The 10,856-nt window shown below is 69.4% G+C and carries 8 protein-coding genes; all 8 read right to left on the bottom strand.

Annotated features, from left to right (window positions below):
- Positions 1-191 precede the first annotated feature (191 nt).
- The gene (locus tag ABZS71_RS29350; RefSeq protein WP_356214912.1) at positions 192-1,850 is read right to left on the bottom strand and encodes an APC family permease; all 1,659 of its coding nucleotides are present in this window, start codon (positions 1,848-1,850) and stop codon (positions 192-194) included.
- A gap of 806 nt (positions 1,851-2,656) precedes the next feature.
- Positions 2,657-4,252, bottom strand: coding sequence for an alpha-amylase family glycosyl hydrolase (locus ABZS71_RS29345; RefSeq protein WP_356214910.1), 1,596 nt, complete (start codon positions 4,250-4,252; stop codon positions 2,657-2,659).
- Entirely contained in the window at positions 4,249-5,475 is a 1,227-nt protein-coding gene (locus ABZS71_RS29340) for a Gfo/Idh/MocA family oxidoreductase (RefSeq protein WP_356214908.1), read from the bottom strand. Before ABZS71_RS29340 ends, ABZS71_RS29345 begins: the two co-directional genes overlap by 4 nt.
- Positions 5,472-6,548: a glycosidase gene (locus ABZS71_RS29335; RefSeq protein WP_356214906.1), complete on the bottom strand. Its 1,077-nt coding sequence runs from the start codon at positions 6,546-6,548 to the stop codon at positions 5,472-5,474. Before ABZS71_RS29335 ends, ABZS71_RS29340 begins: the two co-directional genes overlap by 4 nt.
- An 8-nt stretch (positions 6,549-6,556) precedes the next feature.
- The gene (locus ABZS71_RS29330; protein ID WP_356214904.1) at positions 6,557-7,417 is read right to left on the bottom strand and encodes a carbohydrate ABC transporter permease; all 861 of its coding nucleotides are present in this window, start codon (positions 7,415-7,417) and stop codon (positions 6,557-6,559) included.
- Positions 7,418-7,421: 4 nt separating this feature from the next.
- Positions 7,422-8,327 (bottom strand): sugar ABC transporter permease, encoded by a 906-nt coding sequence (locus ABZS71_RS29325; RefSeq protein WP_356214901.1) that lies wholly within the window; start codon positions 8,325-8,327, stop codon positions 7,422-7,424.
- Positions 8,324-9,622: a sugar ABC transporter substrate-binding protein gene (locus ABZS71_RS29320; RefSeq protein WP_356214899.1), complete on the bottom strand. Its 1,299-nt coding sequence runs from the start codon at positions 9,620-9,622 to the stop codon at positions 8,324-8,326. The genes ABZS71_RS29325 and ABZS71_RS29320 overlap by 4 nt, the downstream gene beginning before the upstream one ends.
- Positions 9,623-9,703: 81 nt before the next feature.
- Positions 9,704-10,723: a LacI family DNA-binding transcriptional regulator gene (locus ABZS71_RS29315; protein WP_356214897.1), complete on the bottom strand. Its 1,020-nt coding sequence runs from the start codon at positions 10,721-10,723 to the stop codon at positions 9,704-9,706.
- Positions 10,724-10,856: the final 133 nt, after the last annotated feature.

The raw sequence follows: 10,856 nt of genomic DNA, 5'->3' as shown, positions 1-10,856 counted from the left end.
GGCGGCCTGCGCCTTTCTGCCGCTCGCGATCCGCATAGCGGCCTGCCGGCTCGCCTCGCGCCGCACCTGGACGGTCTCCGTGCTCGCCCGCAAGCCGGCCCGCGCCCGGTCACAGCGCAGGCCCGGGGCAGTCGCTATGCTGCCCCGGCCCGCGCCCGTGGTGGTGGCGGTTATGCCAACCAGTCCCTGGCTCACACGGTGGACGCGGTGACCGGGTCGGCTGCCGCGTCCAGCTCGCCCTCCGCGACGACCGCCTTGTCCACCTCCTCGGTGGACAGTGCCAGCCGCACCGCCCCGTAGTAGACGGCCAGGCCGAAGGCGACAACTACCAGCAGGTCCCACCAGTTCGGCAGCGTGTTGCTGCCGCCGTACCGGCCGAACCGGCCGATCACGACGAGGCCGCCGAGCCAGGGCCACACCCAGGCGGACGCCCGTACCAGCAGGGCCGTGCGCTCCGCGGCCGGGGTGGTGGCACGGGTGGCAGCCAAGAGCAGCAGGCCGATGAGCATGGCCAGCCCGAGCTTCCAGGCGGCCTGGTAGCCCGACCAGTAGATGAGCAGGTTGGCCGAGACGAAGGCCACGGGCGAGAGCAACCGCCACGCGGGCAGACGGTAGGGCCGCGGCTGCTCCGGGTGGCGCAGGCGCAGCGCGTGCAGAGCGACGGGGGCGAAGGCGTACATGATGGCCGTCGCCGAGGTGACCAGGCCGACCAGCGACTGCCAGCTCGGGAAGGGCAGGAAGGCGATCTCGCCCATGATGAAGGCGAGCAGGATCGAGGCGATGGGCGCGCCGCGCCGGTTGACCTTGGTGACGCCACCGGGCAGGGACTTTTGCCGTCCAAGGGCGTAGGACAGGCGGGAGGAGGTGGCGATGTACACCAGGCCGGTGCCCGCCGGGGAGACGACGGCGTCGATGTAGAGCATGACGGCCAGCCAGCCCGCGCCGGCCCCGATCGCCAGGGTCGCGTACGGGCCGAAGTCGCCCTCACCGATCGGGTTGGCCCAGCCGTGCAGCAGGTGGCCCGGGTCGAGAGCGCCGATGAAGGCGACCTCGAGCAGGATGTAGACGACGGTGCCGATGGCGGTCGCCACGATGACGGCGCGAGAGACGTCGCGTTGCGGGTTCCGGGCCTCGCCGGCCATCTGCACGGCCTGCTCGAAGCCCTGCAGGGCGAAGACCACGCCGGCCGGCAGGGCGGCGAAGACCCCGTGGGCCCCGTGGGGCGCGAAGCCGCCGCCGGCGGTGAAGTTGGAGCCGTGGAAGGCCAGCGTCATCAGTACCACGACGGTGAACAGGGGGACCGCGGTCTTCCATATCACGGTGACGGCGTTGGTCTCGGCCAGCAGTCGGACGCCGACGATGTTCACAGCGGTGAAGGCAAGCATGAAACAGCTGGCCACCGCGATGCCGGCGTTGGTAAGGGTGCCGTCGGTGTGCAATAGGGTGAGGTGGTCCTTCACCCACCCGATGTGGTCGGTGTAGGAGAGGGTCGCCTCGACCTCGATGGGGGCGATGGTGACCGCTTGCAGCCAGGCCATCCAGCCTGCGGAGAAGCCGGCCAGCGGCCCGAAGGCGAAGCCGGGGAAGCGGGCGGTGCCGCCGGCGAACGGGTAGGCCGCGCCGAGTTCGGCGTGCACCAGGGCAAGTACTGTGAGCATCGCTGCTGCCAGGACCCAGGTCAGGATGGACGCGGGTCCGGCCAGGCTCGCGGCGGTCAGCGCGCCCAGCAGCCACCCGGACCCGATGATCGATCCGAGTGAGACGAACAGTAGTCCCCAGAATCCGACGTCTCGTCGGAGACTGCCCGCTGTGTGGCCTGGTGAGCTGGTTTTCTGTGAGGTGACCGCCATGAGGCACCCTTCAGTACGAGGCCGCGCGGCAGACAGCGGCGGCCTTCCGGTCATTTCGCAGAGGTGCGGCTGGAGGGCGCGCCGACGGGCGCATGGCCGCGCAAATTTGTGCCGACCTTACGGGAAACACCGGCCGGAACAATAGAAGATCCACTTCAAATTAAGTTCAAAAATTTACTGCATCGTTTTGCGGTACATCGCATATCCCCGATGCTTTCGGTGAGCAAAAGGTTACGGTTTGAATTCTGTCAGTGGTAATGCGGACTCCCATCTGACATTACGTCGACTTCACAGGTGAATTCACTGGAGGGTTCGAAAAGTCTCGTACATGCGCTGATCTGCGTTTTTGGCAGCTCTCGTGATCTTCTTCAGGTCGCTGGATCCGTTGCGCGGGGAAGGGGATGCCGTCTGGGGCGTCGCCAGGAGCGCGGAGTTGTAAGGCCGGGTGCGGGCGGCCGCAGTTGTAGTGCTCGGGGTACTCGGTGAGCACGTGGCGTAGGCGCTGCTCGTTTACATCAGTAGGCAGTCGGTGCACTCAGAAGGCCAAGCCGGCCGGCATCGCGTCGACCCCAACGCCTGAGGGGCGTCGCAGCGGCCGGGGCCCCGTGAGGCGCCGGCGGCGGAGCCCTGTCTCGTGTCATGGCCCCGGTGCCTCTCACCGCACCCACGCGGCGAGAGGCACCCGGTGTGCCGTGCGGGGTCACTGTTGGCTTCGCCTCTTCGGCGACCGGTGACCGGTGACCGGTGACCGGTGACCGGTGAAGAGCACCACGAGGTCAGACGCAGTGAAGCCATGCTGGAGCGCGCTATGGGCGATGGCCTGACGCCGTGACGAGCCAGACGGCGGCGTCCGGCGGGAGGGTGTCCCCTGTCAGGGGGGTGCTGCTGAGGACGGGATGGCCTCGCAGCCCGAGAGTGGCGAGGGGCAGCGGGTCCGGGCCGAGGTTGACCACGCAAGCCAGTGCGCCCCGCTGGAAGGCGAGGTAGGGGGCGTGCGGTGCCGAGTGCCAGCGCAGTGGGGCCTGAGCGGTGGCCGGGTACTGGCGGCGCAGGCGCAGTGCCTGGCGGTACAGGGCGAGGCAGGAGCGTGGATCACCCCTCTGGGCGTCGACGCAGTGATCCGCCCAGTCGGGCGGCTGCGGCAGCCAGCACTGGTCCGGGGAGGCGGCGGTGAAGCTGTAGGGAGGGGCGCTTCCGGACCAGGGGATGGGGGAGCGGGCGCCGTCGCGGCCGCGGTCGGTGTGTCCGGAACGTTCCCACAGAGGGTCGCGGATGCGGTCGTCGGGGATGTGGGCCTGAGGCAGGGCCAGTTCCTCGCCCTGATAGAGGTAGACGGCGCCGGGCAGGGCCAGCATCAGCAGGGCGGCCGAGCGGGCGCGCAGTTCGGATCCGAAGCGGGTGACCGGGCGTATCGCGTCGTGACTGGACAGAACCCAGGTGACGGGGGCGTCGACGGAACCGCTGGCGGCGAGGGAGCCGTCGATGACCTGGCGCAGGGCCCGCGCCTGCCAGGGAGCCTCCAGGAAGGCGAAGTTGAAGGTTTGGTGCATCTCGTCCGGGCGAACGTACCGGGCCAGGCGCTCCGGAGCGAAGACCGCGCACTCGGCCACCAGGACCCGGTCGTCAGGTGAGCAGGCGCCCGGACGGGCGGGGTGGGTGTTGAGAAGGGTGCGCCAGTCGCGGTAGAGCGGGTGGAGCTCCTCCTGGTCGTAGTAGGGCATGAGGTGGTTGCGGAGCGGGTCCTGATGCTGGCCGGGGCCGGCGTCGGGCAGGCCCTCGGCCTTGAACAGGGCATGCGCCACGTCGACGCGGAAGCCGTCGGCCCCGTGGCCGAGCCAGAAGCGCAGCACATCGGTAAAGGCGGAACACACCTCGGAATTACGCCAGTTGAGATCCGGCTGCTGGGGCGCGTGCAGGTGGAGGTACCAGTCGCCGTCACTGACGCGCGTCCAGGCGGGACCGCCGAAGGCCGACTGCCAGTCATTGGGCGGCAGCGTGCCGTCCGGGCCTTTGCCCGGCCGGAAGACATAGCGGTCACGGGAGGCCGAATCGGGGGCGGATCCCAGTGCCTCGCGGAACCAAGGGTGGGTGTCGGAGGTGTGGTTCGGGACGAGATCGATGATGACCCTCATGCCGAGCGTGTGGGCGCGGCGTGTGAGGGTGTCGAAGTCGTCAAGGGTGCCCAGGTCGGGGGCGATGGCGGCGTGGTCGGCGATGTCGTATCCGCCGTCGGCGAGCGGAGAGGGGTAGCAGGGGGTCAGCCACAGGGCGTCGACACCCAGGTGCCGGAGGTGGTCGAGGTGCGCGGTCACGCCCGGGAGGTCCCCGATCCCGTCGCCGTTGGAGTCGGCGAAGGACCGGGGATGGATCTCGTAGCAGACGGCGTGGCGCCACCAGCTCACGCGGTGCTCCCCGCGCGGGGGCCGGTCGGCCGGCGGACGGGGGTGACCTGCTGTTCGGTGCCGGTGTCGGCGGCCCGGGTGGCGGCCTCGGCCACGGCGACGGCGGTCAGCCCCGCGTAGGCGTCGGCGACGGGTGCGGAGCCGTCGGCCGCGCTGCGGAGCAGGTCAGCGAAGGCGGCCCGCACGCTCTGTGCGTACACGTACGGCTTGCGCTCCTCGCCGCCCAGATCGATCACAGCCTCGACCCGGTGCGGGACGACGCGCTCAACTCCCCGGCCGCGGGCAGGCTGATCGTCGCCCGCGTTCCGGTGCACCGTCACCGCGATCACTTCATCGCCGTGGGGGAGGAATCCGGGGACGTTCAACAGGTCCCCGCTCCGTGACGACAGCCGTTCCCAGTGTGCGGCGCCCGACTCATCCGTCCACGCGGTAATCGTCGCGCGCGTCGGGATCCAGCCGCTGATGCGGGTTTCGGCGAACCCGTGATCGAGCCGCATCAACTGGCGTTCGCAGCGGTGGGCGTGGGTGAAGGAGTGAAGGTGGGTGGCGAGGACGCCACCGGGGTGGACGGCGTCCGCGATGACCATGTCGATGGGGCCGTCCGGTCGGCGCACCGCTGTGGCGCGCACCGACTCGGGCTCGCTGCCGAGCAGGGCGCGGGCCGCGTCGAAGAAGTGAACGCCGTGCTCGACGAAGATGCCGCCGCTGTGCGCGGGGTCCCAGAACCAGTGGCCGGGGCCGAGGTCCTGGTCTGCCGCGTCGTTCTCGAAGAGAAATCGCCGGGGAGCGTCCAGCAGGCCTTCTTCGATGAGCCGCTGGACGGCACGCAGGAGCGGGTTGTAGCGCAGGACGTGGTCGACGACCAGGACGCCGGGTGACCGGACCGCCTCGTCCCGTACCCGGAGGGCATCCTCCGCGGTGGTGGCGAGGGGCTTTTCGCAGAAGACGTGCTTGCCTGCGCGCAGGGCCGCGGTGGCCATGGCGGCGTGGGTGCCGGGCGGGGTGGCGAGGGCCACAATGTCCACGCGGTCCGTGGCGAGCACCGCGTCGAGGCCGTCGCGGACGGCCGCCGCGTACTGGTCGCCCAGAGGCTGTGCGCGCTGGGGGTCGGCGTCGGCGACGGCGGCGATGTGCAGGCCGGGCAGGCCGGCCACGGAGTCCAGGACATACGCCCCGAACGCTCCGCAGCCGACCAGCCCGAGCCCGAGGGAGGGGGAGCTCATGCGGTGCGCTCCAGGAGAGCGACACCGATGTGGGCGTCAGCCATGCCGTAGAACACGTACAGCTTGCCGTCGACCTCCTCGACAGCGGTGGGGAACACCACGTTCGGGACGGTCCCGGAGCGCTCTTCCTCGGTCTCGGGGGCCATGAGCGGCTCGTCGGAGCGGGCGAGGACCCGCGACGGGTCCGCCGGGTCGAGGATCATCGCGCCGGCGGCGTACGACACCTTCTGGTTCTGGGCGAAGGGGTCCTCGATGGAGCCGGAGACACCGTGGTGGATGAGCAGCCAGCCCTCGTCGACGCGGATCGGAGCCGGGCCGCCGCCGATCTTCAGGCCCTCCCAGGAGTACTCGGAGAGGGCCACCAGGCGGTGCTGACGCGGACGGGTCAGCGCGCGGATGTCCTGTTCGGCCTCGGCGGCCGGAACGTAGGAGATCCATATGCCGGGGCGCTCGTCGGTGACTCCCGCGGGCAGGTGGACGCCCTCACCGGGACGGAACCAGCCGAGGTCCCACATCGGGCGGTGCAGCATCGCGTAAGCCAGCTCACCGTCCGGGCCGGGAACCGGCTCGGGGAAGTGCACGACGTCCTTGTTGGGGAAGAGGTTGAGGTCGGTGTCCAGGTCCGGCTGGTACGCGAACTGAATGGGTCCGAGGCGGGTCCAGTCGGTGAGGTTGTCGGAGACGGCGAGGGCGGGCTTGGGGCCGAGCGGGCCGTAGGCGACGTAGGACATGACGTGCTTGCCCAGCGAGGGGATCCAGGTGATGCGCGGGTCTTCCACACCGGCGTTGTTCTTGCCGCGTTCCCAGCCCTCATCGGGGGCGAGGACCACGCCTCGGCGCTCGACACCCGAGGGCACACCGTCGGTGAAGGTGACCTCGGCCAGGCCGACTCGGGAGACGTTGCCCTCGGCGACCAGGCGGGGCAGCAGGTGGAGAGTTCCGTCGGGCGTGCGGCCGGATGCGGGGTTGAGGACACCCTCGGACTCGTTGGTCTGGCCGGGCAGTGGGGACATCACGACGCCCTTGCGGACCAGGCGGAAGGGGATGTGGGTGGTGGGGGTGGTGGTACTCATGGGGGAGTTCAGCCCTTTACTCCGGAATCGATGTTCGTGGTGGTGAAGTGGCGCTGGAAGAGGAGGAACAGCACCACGGCGGGGACGGCCAGTACGAAGGCGCCGGCCATCAGCGCTCCGGTCGGGTTGGCGACGGTGCCCTGAAGGTTGCTGAGGAAGCTCGCCAAGGAGACGGCCAGCGGCTGCATGCTGGCGTCCTTGGTGACCAGGAACGGCCAGAGGAATTCGTTCCAGGGGCCGATGAAGGTCAGCAGCACGGCGGTGAGCAGTGCGGGCCGGGCCATGGGGATGGCGATGCGGAGAAGGATCCGCAGTTCGTTCGCGCCGTCGATGCGGGCCGCCTCGAAGAGGGACGCGGGCATCTGGAGAAAGAACTGGCGGAAGAGGAAGACCGCCGTCGAGTTGATCGCGAACGGCAGGATCATGCCGAGGTAGTTGTCGCCGAGCCCGTAATCGCGGACCACGAGGACGTAGAGCGGAAGCATCAGAAGCTGGAACGGGATCATCTGGACCAGCAGCAGCGTGGCGAACACGGCGCCACGGCCGCGGAAGTTCAGCTGGGCCAGGGCGTATCCGGTGAGGAGGCCGAAGACCAGGGTGCACAGGAGGACACCGGCGGTCATGATCCCGGAGTTGATGAGGGAACGGCCCAGCGAGATCGCGCCGTTGACGGCTGTGTAGTTGGCACCGGTGAAGTCGCCGGGGGCGGCCCCGGCGAGGTCGCCGGTGGTGGTCTTCCTCAAGGATCCGACGACCATGTAGGAGAAGGGGAAGAGGAAGGCGATGGCGCCGGCCAGGAGGACCAGGAGCTGAACGGCCCGGCCGAGCAGGCCCCGACGCCGCACGGCCGGGGTGGTGTGTGCGTTCATGGCGTCAGTTGCCCCTCTCGGTGAGCTTGCGGGCGATCAGCGACACCATGAGGACGAAGGCCACGAGGACGACGCCGAGCGCGGCCGCGAAGTCGGGGTGTCCCTGCTCGATGCCCTTCTGGTACATGATCAGGACGGGTGAGGCGGAGGCGTGGTCGGGGCCGCCGCCTCCGGTGAGCAGATACGGCTCGCTGAAGAGGTTGGCGCCCGTGATGATCGCGTAGATGGCGACCAGAGTGGTGGCCGGGCGCACGCCTGGCACGGTGATCGAGAAGAACTGGCGGACACGCCCGGCGCCGTCCACGGAGGCGGCCTCGTAGAGGTCCTTGCCGACGTTCTGCAGTGCGGCCAGATAGAGCATCACGAAGAAGCCGAGCTGCTTCCAGGTGACGAAGAAGGCGATCATCGGCATCGCGAGATGCGAGTTGACCAGCCAGGACGGATCGGGGGCGTGCGAGCCGAGCAGGTCGTTCACCAGCCCGTTGGCGCCGAAGAGGGACTGCCAGACGACGACGAGAGTCACGCTGGCCGTGACGTACGGCAGGTAGTAGGCGGCCCGGAAGAAGGACCGGAAGGGCAGCTTGGCATTGAGCGCGGAGGCCAGAACCAGGGAGAGGCCTACGGTCAGCGGCACATTGATGACCAGGAAGGTCAGGATGTTGAGAAAGGCGCGGCCGACCACCGGATCGGTGAGCACAGTCCGGTAGTTGGCGAGGCCGACCCATGGACTGTCGACGTCCGCCCCGGGGGCGGTGAAGTAGAAGCGGTGGAAGGATATCCACACCGTGTAGATCAGGGGCACCGCGAAGACGACCAGGACGAAAAGCATGTAGGGCGTGACGAACAGGCCTCCGATGCGGGAGGTGCCGCGTCGGCGCCGGACCGGGGCCTGGGCATGCTGGAGGGTCATGACGGGTCTCCGTACGCGGCGAGGAGCTTGGAGATCTGCCCGGCGGCGCTGTGCAGGGCGGAGTCGGTGGGCTGCCGGCCGAAGACGACCGAACGGGTCCAGGAGTCGCGGAATGCCTGCCAGACATCGATGGAGCCGGAGACATTGGGCACTTCGACCACGCGCTGCGCCTGTTCGGCAAAGGGCTTGTAGGACGGATTCCGCTCGAACCAGTCGGCGTAGACGGTGGTCAGGTGCTCACGCATCGGCATCTGACCGGTGGCGGCGAGGAACTCTCCGTCCTGCTCGCGGGAGGTGGCGAACTTCAGCACTTTCCAGGCGGTGGCCCGGTGCTCGCAGGAGCTGGACATGGATACGGACTTCTCGTCGCTGAAGCTGTGGATCTCGTCGGCGGGCCGGCCATCGGAGGTCGGCATCGGTACGACACCCCAGTCCAGGCTGTCCTTGTACGCGGCGACGGCCCAGGGCCCGCCCGTCGACATGGCGGTCTTCCCCTCGCCGAGCGCGTCGCCAGCGTAGGCCTCCTGCGGGGCCAGCTTCTGCGCGTACATCTGCCGCCAGAACGCGGCGACACGGCGGCCGGCCGCCGTGTCGAACTGCGGCTTGCCGTCCTCGACCAGCTGCTTGCCGCCGCTCTCGGCGATGAAGGCAGGGTAGAAGTCGAACCAGGACTGGAAGAACTCGCTGCTGGGAGTCGGCCAGATGGCGGCCTTGGCGGCGCCGCTTGCGACGATCTTCCGCGAGGTTTTGAGGAATGCGTCGTAGGTGGCGAGCTCGGGGTGCTCCGGATCGAGCCCCGCCTTACGGAATATCGCCTTGTTGTAGAGGATCATCCCCGGGTTGGACTTCCACGGCAGCTGGTAGTACTTGCCGTCCTCGGAGCGGTACTGCCCGGCGAGTGAGCCACTGCGCCGCTCGACGTACCGCTTGCCGTCGGGGAAGTCGTTGAGCGGTACCAGCCCTGCCTGCTTCTGGAACTGCGGCACGGAGGCGGGCGAGGTGTTGAAGACCAGACAGGCGCTGGTGCCCGCGATGATCGAGGCGCTGATGGCCTCTTCCGAGGTCTTGCCCGCCGGAATCTTCTGCGCCGTGATCCTCTGATCGGGATGCGCCTTGTTCCAGTCGGCGACCATCCGCTTGCCCCAGTCCACCTCCTGGCGGTTGTTGGACAGCCAGATGGTGATCGGACCCCGGGACTTGACCGCCTTGGCTGCGGTGGGCCCCGAGCGGGCGCATGCTGTTCCTGTGCCCGCGAGAGCGAGGACCAGTAGCGTGTACGCCGTTCTCCTCAGCATAGGTTCTCTCCGAACTGTGCACGCCCGGCCTCGTTGCCGGACGGAACCCCCCTACGCCCGCCCCTTCGGAGGGCGGCGCCTTCAGCTGCTGGGTGCCGGGCCGATCGAGGCGCGGGGCAGGAAGTCGGCGGGCGGCAGCACTACGTCCGGGGCGCTACCGTTCGCGATCACCGCGTCCAGGGCGCGGGCGGCCGCCTCCCCCCAGCCCTGGGCGTCCGCACGGGCGGAAGCCAGCGGCGGGTGGGTGTACCGGGCGAGCGGGGTGTCGTCGTAGCCCACGACGGACAGCTGCCCGGGGACGGAAACGCCCAGCTCCTGGGCGACCGCGAGGCCCGCGGTGGCGGCCAGGTCGTTGCCGTAGACGATCGCCGTGGGCGGCTCGTCGAGTGCCAGGAGTTCCCGGGTGGCGTGGGCGCCGCCCGCCGCGGTGAAGCCGCCCGGGCGCAACGGGCCCGCAGGCAGCTGGAGTTCGGCCAGAGTGTCCGCCCAGACGGCGCGCCGCCGCTGGGCGTGGCGGAACTCCTGGGGACCCTCGACATGGGCGATACGGCGGTGGCCAAGCTCGGCCAGTCGGCGAATCGCGGCCACGAAGGCCGGGCGGTCGTCCAGCTCGACCGCACACAGCCCGTCCGACCACTCGGAACGACCGACCACCACGGCCGGCAGACCGAGGTCGGCCATCAGACCCGGACGCGAGTCGTCCTGGCGGAGGTCGGTGAGCAGAACGCCGTCGACCCGACGGTCCGCGGCGAGACGCTCGTACACCTCGTGCTCAGCCGCGGCCGTGGTGACATGCAGCACCAGGCCGTCGCCACGCTCGGACAGCACCGACTCGACACCGGCGATGAACGCCGGGAAGAAGGGGTCCGCGCCGATCAGTCCGGGCTCCCGCGTCAGCACGAGCCCGATGGCACCGGCCTTGCCGAGCGACAGCGCCCGCGCGGGGCGGCTGGGCGTCCACCCCAGTTCCTCGGCGGCGGCCAGAATGCGCGCCTTGGTCTCCACGGCCAGACCGGGGCGGTCGTTGAGCGCGAAGGACACCGAGCTACGGGACACCCCCGCGTGGCGAGCCACGTCGGCGATGGTCGGCCTGCGCCTCATGTCGCCTCCCTCATCGAGTCGAAGACAGCGGAGCGTACGGTCGCGCTCAGTAATTAAACCGGTTTAAATGGCTTGCGGAGCGCAACTAAACCAGTTTGAAAGAACGAAGGTCAAGCCCCTGCCGCTCCCTTCC

The organism is Streptomyces sp. NPDC005393, from assembly GCF_040606675.1.
In the GTDB taxonomy this organism is placed as follows: Bacteria; Actinomycetota; Actinomycetes; order Streptomycetales; family Streptomycetaceae; genus Streptomyces.
Note: the sequence above shows the minus strand (reverse complement) of the source record. Positions and strands in the feature narration are given on the sequence as shown.

What these genes read in the sequence shown, in the direction of transcription:
- ABZS71_RS29350 (WP_356214912.1), bottom strand. Translation starts at nt 1,850, where the DNA reads ATGGCGGTCACCTCACAGAAAACCAGCTCACCAGGCCACACAGCGGGC.
- ABZS71_RS29340 (WP_356214908.1), bottom strand. Translation starts at nt 5,475, where the DNA reads ATGAGCTCCCCCTCCCTCGGGCTCGGGCTGGTCGGCTGCGGAGCGTTC.
- ABZS71_RS29335 (WP_356214906.1), bottom strand. Translation starts at nt 6,548, where the DNA reads ATGAGTACCACCACCCCCACCACCCACATCCCCTTCCGCCTGGTCCGC.
- ABZS71_RS29330 (WP_356214904.1), bottom strand. Translation starts at nt 7,417, where the DNA reads ATGAACGCACACACCACCCCGGCCGTGCGGCGTCGGGGCCTGCTCGGC.
- ABZS71_RS29325 (WP_356214901.1), bottom strand. Translation starts at nt 8,327, where the DNA reads ATGACCCTCCAGCATGCCCAGGCCCCGGTCCGGCGCCGACGCGGCACC.
- ABZS71_RS29320 (WP_356214899.1), bottom strand. Translation starts at nt 9,622, where the DNA reads ATGCTGAGGAGAACGGCGTACACGCTACTGGTCCTCGCTCTCGCGGGC.
- ABZS71_RS29315 (WP_356214897.1), bottom strand. Translation starts at nt 10,723, where the DNA reads ATGAGGCGCAGGCCGACCATCGCCGACGTGGCTCGCCACGCGGGGGTG.